Consider the following 16,575-nt stretch of genomic DNA (forward strand, 5'->3'; position numbering starts at 1 on the left):
AACGGTTATTGGGCTTATATTTAAATACCAAATTCCACAACTCTTGCCTGAAAATTGGCGACAATAACATCTTGAATATTTCCAAGCCGTTAAACTTTGAAAATTGCTTTACTTTCCATTCCTCAACCCGAGCGTTTTCAGGTAAATCAAATGATAGTTTTTCTGTAGAAATGCTAGGTGCTAAGTCGGCCGGAACCAAACTGATTTGATCGAACTGCTTTGCCAAATATGGTAATTCGGTGCCGAAATAGGGTTCACTAAATCCGTATGGAAAGTTGGATAAAAATACGATCAGGCGTTTAGTTTGAACCGGTTTTTTCACTGCAACGGTAAATTTAAGCTTCCCACTTGTATTTCATTCCCGCCTCATCAATACCTTCAAACAAATGGGGATAAAACGCTCTAAGTTCGGCAATAAATTGTTCCCTTGGAAGGTCATCAAAACTGCCGTGGTTCTTCACATATTCCATAAACTGCCGGCCTTCATCATCAAACTGTTGAAATACAGCATCATCCTCTCCATTAAAATCTACCGGCGGAACCCCAAATTTTTCACAAAGTCCGAGATTAAATGCCGGACTGGCCTTTACCCATTTTCCTTCCAACCATAATTCTGTAAATCCATGAAAGACAAAAATATCCGAGCGCAAAATCCGAACAAGTTTATCGGTACTCAGGTGGTTTTTTACATTAGCAAATCCCAATCGTGCCGGTATGCCAACTGCTCTTGCACAAGCAGCTAACAGATTGGCTTTTTCAACACAATATCCGTAACCGTGTTTAAGAACAACACTGGCCTTTAGCATATCCGGATGAAGATCAACATGATACGGATCGTAACGAAATTCATCACGCACGGCATAATAAAGCGCAACGGCTTTTTCCTTATCGCTTAATAAATTTTGGGTGTGCTTACGTGCAAATTCCACAACTGCTTCATGGTCGCTATCGATAAAAAAGGTGGGCTGCAGGTATTTCTGAAATTCGGGTGGATAGGTAGAGTTCATCTGGAGCAGCAAAGGTAAGGAAGGATATTCGTCTTTAAGCCTGGTTTTTTACCCCAAATTCATTTTCAGTTTTACTTGGTGAGCTAAATACAGGTTTGGCGGGTCCCATTCGCCTTCATGCTTTTTCCAAAACCCTTGGCAACCTGCAAGGCTCATGGTCGGGCTATCGGCTGTAATCCTCGTCACACTTGGCTAGCGCCGCGTGTGCCTGTGGGTTACTTGCCTCTATCCCTACCCGAGGGCTTCGAACCGGGCTGGTCTGCAATCCCACGCAATGTGTTCCAAAACCCGGCTTGGTTCTGTTGCAAATCGTACAGGTTTGCGTTAGGTCAAATTGGCTTATTTTTGCATGACGAATTTTTATGCTTACCTTTTTTCTAGCCTGGATTGGATATTACGGCTTTCACAGCCTTTTAGCTTCCACCGAACTCAAGTTACGGATAGCAAGGTTTAGTGCCCGATTTTACCGTTATTATCGCCTGGTATATAGCATTTCGGCCTTGCTTGTATTAGGCATTTTAGCTAATTTTAGCTGGAAGGTTCAAAGTCCGATTCTGTTTCAGCAAAAATTGGTTACTGCATGCGGTTTCGTTTTGCTTGGAATTGGAGCCTTGGTGCAAGTAATGGCTATACGTTCATTTAACCTTCGGGTATTTATGGGTTTAGATTCAACACCTTTGCCTAATCAGGTTTCTTTGCAACCATTAATTGTTGATGGTATGTATAAGTATGTTCGCCATCCTTTATATTTCGGGGTGCTGTGCATGGCTCTAGGTATCCTGTTTGTTTTTCCTTACCAACATGTGCTTGGTTTTTCGTTGATTACGATACTTTATTTGTTTATTGGCAGCTATTGGGAAGAAAAGAAGCTTATTCAAGAGTTTGGGTCTTCTTATGTTCTTTACAAGAGCAGGGTAAAAGGAATTATACCGTTTTTGGTTTAGGAATCTACCGTTGAATTACACTATTTGTAATACGGTTTTACCATCCGGTTAGTTGGGTTTAAAAATCATTCATTGACTTCGTGGCAATAAAGCCAATTTTCACCCACGCTCGCACTCGTTTGCAACAAGTGAGGTTGAGAAATTGGTCTCTGACTGATACGTATTATCATTCATCCCTGAATTTTTTAATTTCTACTAATCCCTTTCCTTCATTATAGTCAACTACACTGCTAATCAGCTATTCATGCGGATACTGTACAAGCAGCTGCCTTACCAGATTTTGATGGATGAAATTTAGTCTTTGCACTACCCATTCCTTCTTTTCCAGTAAATTGGCTTGGTTATTCTCCCTCCATTCGGAATAACAAACAATCCCTTATGCTTTTGCCACTGGCTAGAATTTGGGTTTAACGTGATTTCTGTTTTGACTTATTAGAAAAAGGTATTGACCTTTAATGATTGAGAATCTCTTTTTCCCACAAAAGCCTCTTCCATTTACCGAGCCCAGGTTCATTGGGTAAACTGTTTGGGTTTGCACCCCGGGCAACGATAGAGCCAGGTAGCCCACAGTTACCCGACGGCGCTAGCCTAGGGTGACGAGGACTACAGGCGATAGCGTGACCCGAACGCCCATGCAGGATCGCTGAACAGTTGCAAACCTTTCGTTGGGCGTGAAGGGGGCCCGCCAAATCATTAAAAAACAGAAGATTAACCTATAAATCGAGGTTGTACTCCGAAATTTTACGGTACAAGGTCCTTTCTGAAATGCCCAACTCCTCGGCGGCTTTTTTGCGTTTACCCTTATGCTTTTCTAAAGCCTTGATAATGAGTTCTTTTTCTCGGTCTTCGAGGCTTAAACTTTCCTCTTCAATTTCTTCGTGATCCTGGATGTTGATTACCGGAATATCAGGCTTTTTATGAATACTGATGGTATGTTCGCCCTGATTATCGGTTACCACTTCCTCGTAAAGTTTACGAATAATATTGGCATTGTTTTGTTGTACCTCACCCGATCCGGCCTGTCCGCCGCTACTGATGATATCAAACACCAGTTTTTTGAGGTCAACGATGTCTTTTTTCATATCGAATAAGACCTTGTAAAGCAGTTCACGTTCGGTGAAATCCTGGTTTCCCAAACCGGCGGCTAAACCACTAACTGCCATGGGAATAGGCAAGTTGGAGGTACTGTGTTCGGCGGGTAAATAGTTAACTAAGACATCGGTTGAAATGTTGCGATTTTTTTCAATGATAGAAACCTGCTCAGTAACATTTTTCAGCTGTCTAACATTTCCCGGCCAGTTGTATGATTTCAGCATTTCGGTAGCAGCTTCATCAAGTCGTATGGCTGGCATGCGGTATTTTTCGGCGAAATCGGCAGCAAATTTCCGGAAAAGTAATGGGATATCATCACGGCGTTGTTTCAGGGATGGCACAGCGATAGGAACAGTGTTAAGCCGGTAAAACAAATCCTCACGAAACTTGCCTTTAGCCACTGCTTCGGGCATGTTTACATTGGTTGCGGCTACCACCCTTACACTGGTTTTGATGGATTTAGAAGCACCTACCCGAATAAATTCTCCGGTTTCGAGAACCCGGAGTAAGCGAACCTGGGTAGAGAGCGGCAATTCAGCAACCTCATCGAGGAAAATGGTTCCTTTGTCGGCCACTTCAAAATAGCCTTTTCTGGCTTCGTGTGCACCGGTAAAGGATCCTTTTTCGTGCCCAAACAATTCGCTATCGATGGTTCCTTCGGGAATTGCACCGCAGTTTACGGCGATGTAGGTTCCGTGTTTGCGGGAGCTGAGGTTGTGGATGATTTTGGAGAATACTTCTTTACCCGAACCGCTTTCGCCGGTAACCAACACCGAAAGATCGGTTGGAGCTACCTGTGCAGCAATGTCGATGGCGCGGTCGAGTAGGGGGGAAGTTCCTATAACACCGAAGCGTTGTTTAATTTCTAAGCTTGTCATGTTTTAATTGGTTTTATCAAAGACGGGGAAAGGCTTAATTTTCCACGGCTTCGCCCAACAAAGTGGCCGCTGTACAATCCAATACTTTAACCATAACATAATCGCCCGGTTTGTAGTGTTTTTTGGGGAATACAATCACTTTGTTTTGGGAATTTCGTCCGGACAAATGTTCTTTGGATCGTTTGCTGGTGTTTTCGACCAATACTTCGAACACTTTACCCAGGTCGCGTTTATTGCTTTCGTGAGAAAGGCGTTGTTGAAGATTAACTACTTCGGTAAGGCGGGCTGTTTTAATATCTTCGGGAACGTCGTCGGTAAATTTGCGTTCGGCCAGGGTTTTAGGGCGTTCGGAATATTTAAACATGTAGGCGAAGTCGTAACCAACCCATTCCATAAGGCTTACGGTTTCCTTGTGTTCTTCATCGGTTTCGGAACAAAATCCGGTGATGATATCGGTGGAAATACCGCAATCGGGGATGATGCGACGGATGGCATTTATACGGTCCTGGTACCATTCGCGGGTATAGCCCCGGTTCATCATTTCCAAAATGCGGGAATTTCCGCTTTGAACCGGCAGGTGGATGTAGTTGCAAATGTTGGGGTATTTGGCCATCACATGCAGCACATCGTCATTCATATCTTTAGGGTGTGAGGTAGAAAAACGAACCCTCAACAAGGGACTAACCTGGGCAACTTTTTCCATTAACTGAGCAAAAGTGGTTGCTTTGGCTCGCTCTTCATCGGAAAGAATTTCTTTTTTTAAACCACCACCTGCGTAGAGGTAAGAATCAACATTTTGTCCAAGCAGTGTTACTTCGCGATAGCCCTGTTCAAAAAGTTCTTTTGCTTCCTGAACAATGGTTTCCGGGTCACGACTGCGTTCTCTCCCCCTGGTGAAAGGAACCACACAAAAGGCGCACATATTATCGCAGCCACGCATGATGGAGATAAAGGCGGTGATGCCGTTTCCACCCAAACGAACCGGGGTAATATCGGCATAGGTTTCTTCTTTGGAAAGGATAACATTCACTGCTTTTTGTCCGGTTTCAGCTGTTTCGAGCAATTGAGGAAGGTCGCGATAAGCGTCAGGGCCCACCACAATATCCACCAGTTTTTCTTCTTCCAGCAATTGGGCTTTTAAACGCTCGGCCATACAACCCAACACCCCAATAACCAATTCAGGTTTATGTTTCTTTACGGCCCTGTATTCTTTTAGTCGTCCGCGTACCCGTTGTTCGGCATTGTCGCGAATGGCACAGGTGTTTACAAAGATTACATCGGCTTCCTGAATGTCTTTGGTGGTGCTATACCCTTTATCTTTGAGGATAGAGGCTACAATTTCACTATCGGAGAAATTCATTTGGCAGCCATAGCTTTCCAGGTAAAGTTTTTTATTGGCTCCGGGCAGAGCTTCAATAAGGGTTGCTTGTCCTTGTTTGGATTCATCAATCACCTTAAATTCGTCGTGTTCAAACATGTTTTCAAAAAAAGGCTGCAAAGATAGGGCATTTTATTGAGATGGTGACAAATTGGCAGATTTTTAGATAGTTTAAAGCAATAGGCTAAGTTGATGAAAATAAAAGAATGGATTTAAGGTTCAAGTGAAAAGAGGGGCATTTCTATAAACGGAAGAGAATAGCAGCAATGATTCGGGTTTCGTTTTTTCGAAGATCGGGTCTCCAGGTAGGGTCTAGGGTGCTTGTTGCGTAGCCTGTTTGAGAGGTTACCCCGCCGGGACCGGCAAAATAGGGGACAGAGCTGGCTCTATGAACCAATTCTATCCGGAAGGTGATGCTTTGATTAGGCATAAAATCCAGGTTGGTTGAACAATCCCAGGCTTTGAAGGGGTCGCCGGGATTGGCAGAGAAAGGAAAGGCGCCTTCGGTCTTGGTTGGGTCGTTGGGATTGGGCAGAGGACTGGCTTGTCCGGTGGGATATAACACCAAATATCTACCCGGGTTGGTCATAACGCCTCCGCCAAAAGTCCAGGCCAGCTTATTTTTCATGAACCACAAACGATGGTAAAACATGGCACTTAAAAAATATTGGGACGGACCATGGATGCTGTCGCCTTTATTAAAACCGTTAACGCCTCCCCCCCATTCGCAGCCTATATCTACGGTAAGAGAAATGGCAGCCCTGGTAATTTTACTATGGTTGGGACGATTGGTATAACGCCATAGCAAACTGTTGTCGGAATGGAAACGTTTCCGGGAAGGCAAACCTGCTGCATCGGTACCGTAGTAATTATTGGTAAGGATTTTAAAGTTTGAATTAGGTATCCAGGTAACATTTCCGCCTAAACCGGGCATGCTGTTGAACTTGCCATAGCTTTGCCAGCCATTGATAATCCAGGGTTCAATCTTGAGGTGTTTGGTGGGGTGGTATTGAATTCGGATTCCATTAAAAAACCAGGGAGTATTGTCAGAAGTATAAGAAGCCTGATATTCCCAGTTTTCGGCCTGGTAGAAAGAATTCAGGCCGATATAGGACATAAATAGTCCGGCATCTACATTTAAGCCATAAGCCGTATTAAAGTGGTAACCTGCATAAGCTTCACTCAAGTAACGGTAAACATTGGCAAGCTGGTATTGGCCTCTATATGGACTATAATCATTTCGGGGAACCACTACCGAGCGGGTTCCGAATTGGGTCATAAAACGGGCTCTAGCTCCTTTATAATAGAAATCTCCCCCAACATGCAAGGCCGAAAGTTCTACTTCATTGTTTCTGGCCAAAGCCGTAGAACCAACTACCGTATTGTCGTTGGGATTATTGAAGGAAAAGGTATAATTAACATCGAGCAATATGCTGGGTGTAAAGTAAGGAATACGGTTGAAAACAGAGCTGTCGCGGCGGTCGCTGCCATTGGCCCAGGTTAGGTCAAGGCCTTCAAAGGCTTCTCCTTTCTGTTTGGAAATATGAGCATTGGGTTTGTTTTCCTGAATTTTGTCCGGGTTTTCAGGAATAGGATTAGGCTGTTGGCAATGGGTCAAAAAGGGCACAGAAATACATGCTCCAAGCAGGAGTAAGGGGGGTAATTTAAACATGGTGATTTAGGGATTTAAACGTTCGAGCGAAATGGGTGAAATGGGATTTACAACCAAGGGATATTCTTCAATAACTACATCACTGCGATCCAGTCCAAAAGCTTTTTCATCACGTTGGCTTAGTTTTTTTAGAAAAAAGTAGGATTCCAAAAGCAAACTGTTTTTCATTCCAAAATCGTTTTCAACAGAAAGGAATTTTTCCATGACCACAAATTTGAAGTCGGGCTCGGGATTATATTTGGTAGAACCATCCGGACGAGTATGTAGGTTGAGTTCTTTGTTTTGGACCAGCTCTTGCACAATTTTTTTGAAATAGAATTCAGAACGTGGTTGTATCCTGAATCCTACATGGATATTTATTTTTATAACCTTATCGTCCACCAATTCAGAAACATCGTAAGCCAAGGTATAAGGTTGTTCGGTTCGGTGAATATGCAAAAACCAATATACATCCGCACGTTTGGGTCGTTTAGCAAAGATTGATTTTATGATTTTTTCCTCGATTTCGTGGCGGTTGTTAGCTTTGGTAAGGTAAATTAGGTGAGTTGAAAATGGGGTAATACTCGTATCCTGACTTAGTTCAGTAATCGATTGGGCGTACTGGCCTAAATCTACAAAGCGGGTAAGCCGGTTGTTTATTTTTCGGGCATAATACCAAACATACATGGTGGCGAAAATGAGGAGTTCAAAAAAGAGAAACATCCATCTTTCTTTAATCTTGGCCACATTAGCAATAAAAAAGCTCCCTTCCACCAGACCGAAAACAACAAGGAAAAGAATGATTAGCATAGGATTCCATTTCAAACGATAGGCTAAAAAATAGGTAAGTAACAGGCTTGTCATCATCATAGCAATGGTGATGCTAAAGCCATAAGCAGCCTCCATGTTGGTTGAACTTTGAAAGTAAAGTATCATAAGGATACAGCCTGCCCACAAAATGGTGTTTACCGATGGGATATAAATTTGTCCTTTGGTTTCGGTTGGTTGCCTAACACTTACTCTTGGCCAAAAATTAAGGTTCATGGCTTCAGAAATGAGCGTGAAGGAGCCGCTAATCAAGGCTTGTGAAGCAATAATGGTTGCAAGGGTTGCGATAAGAATACCGGGCAACAAGAGCCAGGAAGGCATTAATTCAAAAAAAGGATTGCGGCCGTTAAGTTGTGTTTGACCTTGTTGCAGTGACCAGGATGCCTGGCCAAGGTAATTGGTTATCAGGCAGGTTTTTACGAAAAGCCACGAAATCCGGATGTTTTTTCTACCACAATGGCCCAGATCGGAATACAAAGCTTCAGCACCGGTTGTTGCCAAAAACACTGCCCCTAGCAACCAAAACCCCTGTGGGTAATGCACCAATAGCAGGTAGGCATAATAAGGGTTCAGACTTTTTAAAACAATTGGGTAGTGTAAAATTTGGTTGAATCCGAGGGCAAAGAGCATAGAAAACCAAAGAACCATGATGGGGCCAAAGGCAAAACCTACTTTTTGTGTTCCGAAGCGTTGGAAGAAAAACAATAGGGATAGAATCAGAATAACAATGGGAACAGTTGGAATATGTGCTAATCCATCAATCATTTCCAGTCCTTCCACAGCCGAAGCAACAGAAATCGGTGGAGTAATAATACCATCGGCCAATAAGGTGGTTGCGCCCAGGATGGTTGGAATTACCAGCCCTTTTCCAAACCTGCGAATTTGGGCATAGAGCGAAAAAATGCCCCCTTCTCCATCGTTGTCGGCTCGAAGTGTTAGCCAAATATACTTAATACTGGTTTGAATAACCAAGGTCCAAAAAACGCATGAAACACCTCCCAAGACTAATGTTTCATCTATCGGGCGATTTCCTAAAATGGCTTTAAACACATAGAGTGGACTGGTTCCTATATCGCCGTAAATGATGCCCATGGAAACGAGTAAGGTGGCCGCGGTAACCTTTTGAGAATGGATGTTGAACTTGCCCATAAACTAAAAATTGATGGGGCAAAGGTCATGGGAAGGGCATAAAGGTGGAATAAGGGTTTGGACGGCGGTATAAAGAAAGTATAAAGATGGAGGGGTTACCCAAACCTATACCCAACCCCCGGAATGGTGGTCAGTAGCTTTTCCTCATCCTGGTCTAAATCCAATTTTTTACGCAATTGACCAATAAATACGCGTAAATATTGGGTTTCCAATTGATATCCCGTTCCCCATATTTCCTTCAGTACCTGCGCATGGGTTAAAACCCTTCCCCGGTTTTCCATCAAAAGCAAAAGCAATTTGTATTCGGTTGGGGTTAAACTAATTTCTTCTTCTTGTTTCCAAAATCGACGAGAGGCAATATCCAGTTTATAAGGCCCGCAGCTTATGGTTGGTTCGGTCGTTAATCCATCGCTCCGTCGCAAACATGCCCTGATCCTTGCTAATAATTCTCCCGTCCGGAAGGGCTTGGTTAAATAATCGGTCGCCCCATTGTCAAGCGCTCTGATTATGTCCTCCTCCGATTTCTGTACCGATAAAATCAAAACCGGACCTTGATACCATTGCTTTAGCTCCTCTAAAACAGTATGGCCCGACATATCCGGTAAACCTAAATCCAATAGGATTAAATCAGGAAGGTAATTCGCCGCCAGTTGTATACCTTCTTTTCCGTTTTGGGCATGAATTGCTTTGTACCCATTGGTTTCCAAGTTTATTTCCAATAGTTTACGAATTGGTGTTTCGTCTTCAACAAGCAAAATACAAGGCTTATTCATGCTTTAATTTGTTGATATAATTCGTTTCAACAGGGAGGCAAAGTTCGAAACAAGCGCCTCCGGTTTCCGAAGCAGTCAACATTATTTTTCCACCGTGGGCTTCCACATAGCCTTTCACAATCGATAGGCCCAATCCTGTGCCGGAATGGGAAGTGTTCGGTAGCCGGTAAAACTTTTCAAATACCTTTTCCCGGTCGGCCTCCGGAAAACCGAATCCATTGTCCGACAAACGATAGTAGAGATTTTGGTTGTCAATCCCAATTGAAATTCGCATAACGCAATTGGACGGTGTATGGTCCAAGAAGTTGAGCAGAAGATTTTGGAAAACTTGGTGTAGCAGTCCTTCGTCCACTTTTACCAGGGGCAAATCGCGGCTTTTTTCTATAAAAACTTGTTTAATCTTTGGATTAGCAACATAACCTATAACCGCATTTTCAACCAATTCAATGGGGTCGCACCAATCCTTTTTCAATTGCAATGTGCCCGATTCTAACCTGCTCATGTGCAGGAGGTTTTCAACCTGGTCGTTAAGTCTAAGTGATGCCGATTCAATACTGTCCAATAGGTTTTTTTGATTTGAAAGGGGTAAATGCTTGTTATCCTGAAGTGTATCTACCGCTCCAAGTATCGTGGAGATGGGGGTTCGCAACTCATGCGACAAGGAATTAAGCAGGGTGTTGTATAGCTTAATGGTTTTTTCTTTTTCTTCCTTGTCCCGGATTTGCCTTTTAGCCTGTCGTATGCGTAAGGAAAGTACCGTATGAAGTAGTGCTACCACAATGTACATGCAAATTAACAGCCAGTCTTCGGCATTACCTATATGAAAGGTGAAAACGGGCGGAATAAAGAAAAAATTCCAAACAAAGGCACTTAAAATGGCCGAAAAAATGACCGGTAGCATTTCAAAAACCAAGGCTTGCAAGGATACCACCAAGAGCAAAATCAATGCAATGGATTTGTAAGGAAGCGAGGCTCTGAAAAGGTAGCAACCCCCTGAAACCAGCACAACCAGCCCCATTGAATAAAGATAAGATTGGGCTTTAGGGGTATTCATGACTGGCAAAGGTAGAGAATACCAACATGCTGAATAGGGTAATTCGGAATGATTTCAAATTAGCCACTTTGGTTGAATCGTTGCTGTCAGCATTTACACCGAAATTGTCATTTGAAACGAAGTGAACAAATGACAAGTGCGATGGGATGTGGGAAGATTCGGGTTAACCCCGAGCTAGTGATAGTTAGGTTTTCTTACCAATTTAGGAATATGCCGAGGATACATTATGTTATAACAATTTTACATAAGAAAATTAATATATAAATTGATATTACATAATGTTCTCTCGGTAAAGATTACTTGAAAACCTTACTATCACTTGTCTCGAAACGTAGTTTAAAATTTCTAATGACAATTTTGGGTTTATATTTGTGAGGGATGGTGCAACCGACTATTACAAACTTCTTTCTTTCTTATGGCCTGAGGCTCAATTTAATGCCTTCGGTACTAGCTCTAATCCTAGGGTTAAACTTCTTTCCGAAAGTTGTGATTGCCGATAGTATTCCTTCTCCTATTGTTGTTTCCGCCTACTTCGACCTCTACTACGCCTACGATTTTAATCAACCCGGTAACCACATCCGCCTCCCTTTTGCCTACTCTTACAACCGCCATAACGAACCTAACCTCAACCTGGGTTCTATGAAAGGTGCCTGCCAGGCCAAGCGGATTCGGGCCAATCTTGCTTTGATGGCCGGTAGTTACTCCATGGATAACCTGGCTGCTGAACCAGGCCTTCTAAAACACATCCTCGAAGCCAACATTGGTTTAAAACTGTCTAAATCAAAAAACCTTTGGCTCGATGCCGGCGTATTTCCTTCTCACATCGGCTTCGAAAGTGCCATAAGCAAGGATTGCTGGAATGTAACCCGTAGCATGATGGCCGACAATACGCCGTATTATGAGTCGGGATTAAAGCTTAGTTATATCTCCAAAAACGAAAAATGGCAAATGGCATTTTTGCTGTTAAATGGGTGGCAGCGTATGCGTATCATTAAGCAAAGTCTAATTCCTTCTGCCGGTCATCAATTGGTTTTTAAACCCAACGATAAAGTACTTCTCAACAGCAGTTCTTATTTTGGAAACCAAGGTTACGATTCGGCTATTCTAATGCGGTATTACCACAATTTGTATGCTCAGTTTCAACTCCTTAACCGTTTAGGGCTGACCCTGGGTTTTGATCTGGGGGCTCAACAAAAATTTACCGGTAGTAAAACCTATTCCGTATGGTATTCACCCGCTGCCCTGTTGCGTTTTCAGCTTACTTCCCGTTTGTTTGCCTCAGCACGTGGCGAGTTTTTCAGCGATGCCGCCGGTGTAGTCATTTTTAGTTCCACACCTTCCGGCTTTCAAACCTGGAGTTATTCGGTTAATTTGGATTATTTCCTCACCAAAAACCTGCTTTGGCGCATGGAAGGCCGGGGTTTTACTGCTAAAGATGCTATTTTTCATACAGACCAAGGTCCAAAATCCCAAAATTGGATGCTACTTTCATCTCTGGCCTGGAGTTTTTAATTTTTTTAGGCGGGCTGCCTTCGCCCCTTAGGTAATATCTTTAATCCAAGCCGAACTGCATGGGCGAAAGGCACCGGGCTATCCGCAGTAGTCCTCGGTTTTCTTCGTTATCACTTCGCAAACCTGTGGGCTACTTGCTCCTATCCCTTCCCGGGGTGCTTCGAACAAAGTTGGGTAAAATATCCTAAACTTCCACCAATGTCCCTATCTTCTCCCCGCTCATTAAACGTTTCAGGTTGCCCGGTTTATCCATATTGAAAACCACAATTGGCAAGTTGTTTTCGTTGCAAAGGGTAAAAGCCGTCATATCCATTACATTGAGGTTTTTCTCGTAGGCCTCGGTAAAGGTAAGGCGGTCGTATTTGGTCGCTGTTGGGTCTTTTTCGGGGTCTGCAGTATAGATTCCATCTACACGAGTACCTTTTAAAATCACATCTACTTCCATTTCTATAGCACGTAAAGATGCTGCGGTATCCGTTGTAAAATAAGGATTTCCGGTACCGGCACCAAATATTACTACACGTCCTTTTTCGAGGTGACGAACGGCTCTTCTGCGAATGTAGGGTTCGCAAATTTGTTCCATTTTAATTGCCGATTGCAGGCGGGTGCTAACACCGTGTTTTTCCAGGGAAGCCTGAAGGGCCATGCTATTAATAACAGTTGCCAACATACCCATGTAATCGCCTTGAACGCGGTCAATTCCACCTTGTTCGGCCTGGATACCGCGGAAGATGTTTCCACCGCCTATAACGATGGCGACTTCCACGCCCATATTTACAATTTCTTTTATTTCGGAGGCATAATCGCTCAATCGGTCATTGTCGATACCGAATTGCTTTTTGCCCATTAATGATTCACCACTAAGTTTTAATAGTATACGTTTAAATGCCATCGGATAAGGATGAAGTTGTTTGAGTTTTGGTTGTAAGGTCAAAAAAAAAGGGAACCGAAGTTCCCTTTTAAAAAAGAATTAACTAAGTGCTACTCGTTTGAAAGCTTTAACGGTTAAGCCTTTCTCAACGGAGTCAAGGTATTGGCTAACATTAAATTTATTGTCTTTGATAAACTCCTGGTTTAACAAAGTGCTTTCTTTATAGAACTTGTTCAATTTGCCTAAAGCGATTTTTTCAACCATTTCTTCAGGTTTACCTTCGGCACGAATTTGTTCTTTAGCAATTTCCAATTCACGGTTAAGTGTTTCGGTATCTACATCGTCTTTATCAACAGCAACCGGAGCCATGGCAGCAACTTGCATAGCTACGTCGCGTGAAGCGGAATGAATAGCATCGTTTACTGCTTTGTTAACACCAACCAACGTAGCCAAACGGTTACCCGGGTGGATGTAGGATACAACGGTTTCTGCATCAACAGTTTCGTAGCGGCTGATTTCTAATTTTTCGCCGATTTTACCAATATTGTCGGTAATAATATCCGAAACGGTTCCATTACCCATAGGAAGCGCAAGGAAAGCTTCTAAGTTAGCCGGGTTTTTTTCAATAGCCACATCTAAAAGACTGGCAGTTAATTTAATGAAATCTTCGTTTTTGGCAACGAAATCGGTTTCGCAGTTTAGGCAAACGATAGCGCCATGTTTTCCGTCGGCGGTAACTTTGGCAAGCACTACACCTTCTTTAGCATCGCGATCGGCGCGGTTGCTGGCCACTTTTTGACCTTTTTTACGAAGGTAATCAACAGCAGCTTCAAAATCCCCATTGGTTTCTGTAAGTGCTTTTTTGCAGTCCATCATACCGGCGCCAGTCATTTGGCGTAGTTTGTTTACATCTGATGCAGTAATCATTTTAGATTGTTTTGTTTTGTTATTAAAATCAGGTAATTGATAGGTTTATATCATAAAAAAACCATGTCCGTAATGTAGCAGACATGGTTTTTCGTAAATGAGCTTTTTAATTAAGCTGTAGCACCGCGTCTGCTGCGAGTTCTACCACGACCACCACCTTGTTGTTTTTTAGCTTCTGCTTCTTCTTCTTCGGTTAGTTGGTTTTTGCGTGATACTCCGTCTGAGTCAATGAATGTATCATCATCCTCGTTTTTGTCTTTATCGAATTTGCGCTCAGCCAATCCTTCTTCAATGTAGGAAGCGATGGTGCTAAGGATAATTTCGATTGACTTTGCAGCGTCATCATTTGCCGGGATAGCAAAATCTACCACGTTTGGATTGGAGTTGGTATCTACTACTCCAAAGGTTGGAATACCTAAACGTTTTGCTTCTGCAACTGCGATGTGTTCTTTGGTAATATCAATGATAAACAAAGCGGCTGGCAGACGGGAAAGATCAGCGATAGAACCTAAGTTTTTCTCCAGTTTCTCTCTTTCGCGGCTAATGGAAAGTTTCTCTTTTTTAGAAATTACATCGAATGTTCCATCGGTAGCCATTTTGTCGATTTGACCCATTTTACGCACCGCCTTACGGATGGTAGCAAAGTTGGTCAACATTCCACCTGGCCAACGCTCAGTAACATAAGGCATGTTAACACGTTTGGATTGTGCTGCAACAATTTCTTTTGCTTGCTTTTTGGTAGCTACGAAAAGGATTTTGCGACCCGATTTAGCAATTTGTTTTAAAGCAGCACCTGCTTCTTCCAATTTGGCAGCTGTTTTATTAAGGTCGATAATGTGGATACCATTTTTCTCCATAAAAATATAAGGAGCCATAGCTGGATTCCACTTTCTTTTCAAGTGTCCAAAATGCACACCTGCTTCGAGTAATTGTTCTGTTGTAACTTTTGACATTGTGTCGGAATAGTTCGGATGAATAAGATTAACGTTTGCTGAATTGGAAGCGTTTACGGGCTTTTTTCTGACCTGGTTTTTTACGCTCTACCATTCTTGGGTCACGAGTAAGTAAACCATGTGGCTTCAATACCGGTTTGTTTTCAGCATTGGCTTCCACAAGAGCTCTAGAAATACCTAAACGGATAGCTTCGGCTTGTCCGGTAATTCCACCGCCATCAACATTTACTTTTACATCGTATTGTCCAAGGGTGTTGGTCAATGCAAAAGGCTGATTTACTTTGGTACGCAATACATCCGTTGGCAAATACTCACGGTGATCGCGGTTGTTGATGATAATGGTTCCATTGCCGGCTTTCAAGTAAACTCGAGCTACGGCGGTTTTCCTTCTTCCGAGGGCGTTAATAACTTCCATCTGGATTATTTTACTTCGTTAAGGTTAATTACTTTTGGTTGTTGTGCCTCATGTGGATGTGAACTTCCTACATAAATATAAACATTTTTGTTTAAAGCACGACCTAATTTGGTCTTTGGTAACATTCCCCAAATCGCATTCTCAAGAATACGCTCCGGTGCAGTGCCCAATAATTCGCGTGGAGTCGTAAAACGTTGCCCACCCGGATATCCGGTGTAACGAACGTATTCTTTTACATCCGTTTTGGTTCCGGTTAATACCACCTTCTCTGCATTAACAATGATAACATTGTCTCCACAGTCAACATGCGGTGTGTAATTAGTTTTGTATTTGCCACGTGCAAATTTAGCAACCACAGACGCCAAACGACCCAATACTTGGCCCTCGGCATCAATTACTACCCAACCCTTTTGGGCGGTAGCCTTGTTGGCTGAAATAGTTTTGTAACTTAGTGAATCCACTGTATAAATTGTTTTACTTTTTTCAAAAAGGGCTGCAAAGATACAAAGGATTTTGATTCCTCCAAATAGTTCGAACAAGATTTTGTTGAAAAAATGAATTTAGCGCAAGTGCTTGATAACCAAACCTCAAGATGCATTATTTGTTGGGAACCCCAAAATTAATTAACAATCACCTGTTTTTTTACCCCAAAATTCTTCCCGCTTTCCGCCCAACATTTCTTGCCCAATTTTTTCCAACTTTTCCTTTCCTCCCTCCCCTCCCTTCATTACTTATATAAGCATCCAAGCTCCTTTCCCCGGTTTGACTTTTATCCCTGAATCTACCGAAGGCAGTAGTCTGATCTGTAATTTTTAGCCCAAAAACCGGAACTGTTTTTCTTACACCTAATCTATATAGGTATGGCAAGCCCCAATCATATCCATGTGTCATATTACTCTTTCGCATAGGTTTGGTGTCTGGTTTTTATGAGCGCTTTCCTGTCTGTTTAGGAAGAGATTGATTTATTCCTTTCAGTCCTAGCTCGAATGTTTTACTCCTTTTCCTTTTCACACCATGGCGGAGTACTTACCTCTGCCGGTACGAAGTGCCTCGGGCAACGATTGAGGCAAGTAACCCACAGGCCCACGCGGCACTAGCCAAGTGGGCCGAGGATTACAGCCGAAAGCGTGACCCTGACGCCCA

General features: G+C 42.8%; 16 protein-coding genes. 2 read left to right on the forward strand and 14 right to left on the reverse strand.

The window, feature by feature from the left end; translation table 11 throughout:
• Together K1X82_08105 and K1X82_08110 are read right to left on the reverse strand one after the other, a co-directional pair.
• Window positions 1-322: hypothetical protein (locus K1X82_08105; GenBank protein ID MBX7182059.1), on the reverse strand; the 322-nt coding region annotated here is incomplete at its 3' end.
• 13 nt (window positions 323-335) lie between these two features.
• On the reverse strand, window positions 336-1,007 hold the full coding sequence (locus tag K1X82_08110) for a transglutaminase family protein (GenBank protein MBX7182060.1): 672 nt from the start codon (window positions 1,005-1,007) through the stop codon (window positions 336-338).
• 362 nt (window positions 1,008-1,369) lie between these two features.
• Here K1X82_08110 and K1X82_08115 point away from each other — a divergent pair, with 362 nt between their 5' ends.
• Window positions 1,370-1,951, forward strand: a complete 582-nt coding sequence (locus K1X82_08115; protein ID MBX7182061.1) for an isoprenylcysteine carboxylmethyltransferase family protein — start codon at window positions 1,370-1,372, stop codon at window positions 1,949-1,951.
• A 713-nt stretch (window positions 1,952-2,664) separates the two neighbouring features.
• On the opposite strand, the gene K1X82_08120 is transcribed toward K1X82_08115, so the two are convergent.
• The 7 genes from K1X82_08120 to K1X82_08150 form a co-directional block, all read right to left on the reverse strand.
• Window positions 2,665-3,921, reverse strand: a complete 1,257-nt coding sequence (locus K1X82_08120; GenBank protein MBX7182062.1) for a sigma-54 dependent transcriptional regulator — start codon at window positions 3,919-3,921, stop codon at window positions 2,665-2,667.
• Window positions 3,922-3,955: 34 nt separating this feature from the next.
• On the reverse strand, window positions 3,956-5,398 hold the full coding sequence (gene miaB, locus K1X82_08125) for a tRNA (N6-isopentenyl adenosine(37)-C2)-methylthiotransferase MiaB (protein MBX7182063.1): 1,443 nt from the start codon (window positions 5,396-5,398) through the stop codon (window positions 3,956-3,958).
• 142 nt (window positions 5,399-5,540) lie between these two features.
• A complete protein-coding gene (locus tag K1X82_08130; GenBank protein ID MBX7182064.1) occupies window positions 5,541-6,971 on the reverse strand; it encodes a porin in 1,431 nt (476 codons plus the stop codon).
• Window positions 6,972-6,977: 6 nt separating this feature from the next.
• The gene (locus K1X82_08135; protein ID MBX7182065.1) at window positions 6,978-8,927 is read right to left on the reverse strand and encodes a KUP/HAK/KT family potassium transporter; all 1,950 of its coding nucleotides are present in this window, start codon (window positions 8,925-8,927) and stop codon (window positions 6,978-6,980) included.
• A gap of 95 nt (window positions 8,928-9,022) precedes the next feature.
• A complete protein-coding gene (locus K1X82_08140) occupies window positions 9,023-9,700 on the reverse strand; it encodes a response regulator transcription factor (protein ID MBX7182066.1) in 678 nt (225 codons plus the stop codon).
• On the reverse strand, window positions 9,693-10,754 hold the full coding sequence (locus K1X82_08145; GenBank protein ID MBX7182067.1) for a PAS domain-containing sensor histidine kinase: 1,062 nt from the start codon (window positions 10,752-10,754) through the stop codon (window positions 9,693-9,695). The genes K1X82_08140 and K1X82_08145 overlap by 8 nt, the downstream gene beginning before the upstream one ends.
• Window positions 10,741-10,890: a hypothetical protein gene (locus K1X82_08150; protein MBX7182068.1), complete on the reverse strand. Its 150-nt coding sequence runs from the start codon at window positions 10,888-10,890 to the stop codon at window positions 10,741-10,743. Before K1X82_08150 ends, K1X82_08145 begins: the two co-directional genes overlap by 14 nt.
• Window positions 10,891-11,189: 299 nt before the next feature.
• On the opposite strand from K1X82_08150, the gene K1X82_08155 reads away from it, so the two are divergent.
• Window positions 11,190-12,266 (forward strand): porin, encoded by a 1,077-nt coding sequence (locus tag K1X82_08155; GenBank protein MBX7182069.1) that lies wholly within the window; start codon window positions 11,190-11,192, stop codon window positions 12,264-12,266.
• Between the two features lie 184 nt (window positions 12,267-12,450).
• Here the strand turns inward: K1X82_08155 and pyrH are convergent, their stop codons facing one another.
• From pyrH to rplM, 5 genes are all read right to left on the reverse strand, one after another.
• The gene (pyrH, locus tag K1X82_08160) at window positions 12,451-13,158 is read right to left on the reverse strand and encodes a UMP kinase (GenBank protein ID MBX7182070.1); all 708 of its coding nucleotides are present in this window, start codon (window positions 13,156-13,158) and stop codon (window positions 12,451-12,453) included.
• A 78-nt stretch (window positions 13,159-13,236) separates the two neighbouring features.
• Window positions 13,237-14,064: a translation elongation factor Ts gene (gene tsf, locus K1X82_08165; GenBank protein ID MBX7182071.1), complete on the reverse strand. Its 828-nt coding sequence runs from the start codon at window positions 14,062-14,064 to the stop codon at window positions 13,237-13,239.
• A 110-nt stretch (window positions 14,065-14,174) separates the two neighbouring features.
• Window positions 14,175-15,017: a 30S ribosomal protein S2 gene (gene rpsB, locus K1X82_08170; protein ID MBX7182072.1), complete on the reverse strand. Its 843-nt coding sequence runs from the start codon at window positions 15,015-15,017 to the stop codon at window positions 14,175-14,177.
• Window positions 15,018-15,045: 28 nt separating this feature from the next.
• Window positions 15,046-15,432, reverse strand: a complete 387-nt coding sequence (gene rpsI, locus K1X82_08175) for a 30S ribosomal protein S9 (GenBank protein MBX7182073.1) — start codon at window positions 15,430-15,432, stop codon at window positions 15,046-15,048.
• A gap of 5 nt (window positions 15,433-15,437) precedes the next feature.
• Window positions 15,438-15,893 carry a 50S ribosomal protein L13 gene (gene rplM / locus K1X82_08180; protein ID MBX7182074.1) on the reverse strand — a complete coding sequence of 152 codons (456 nt, stop codon included), beginning with the start codon at window positions 15,891-15,893 and terminating at the stop codon, window positions 15,438-15,440.
• Window positions 15,894-16,575 lie beyond the last annotated feature (682 nt).

The sequence above is a fragment of the Bacteroidia bacterium genome (genome assembly GCA_019695265.1).
Classification (GTDB): Bacteria; Bacteroidota; Bacteroidia; order JAIBAJ01; family JAIBAJ01; genus JAIBAJ01.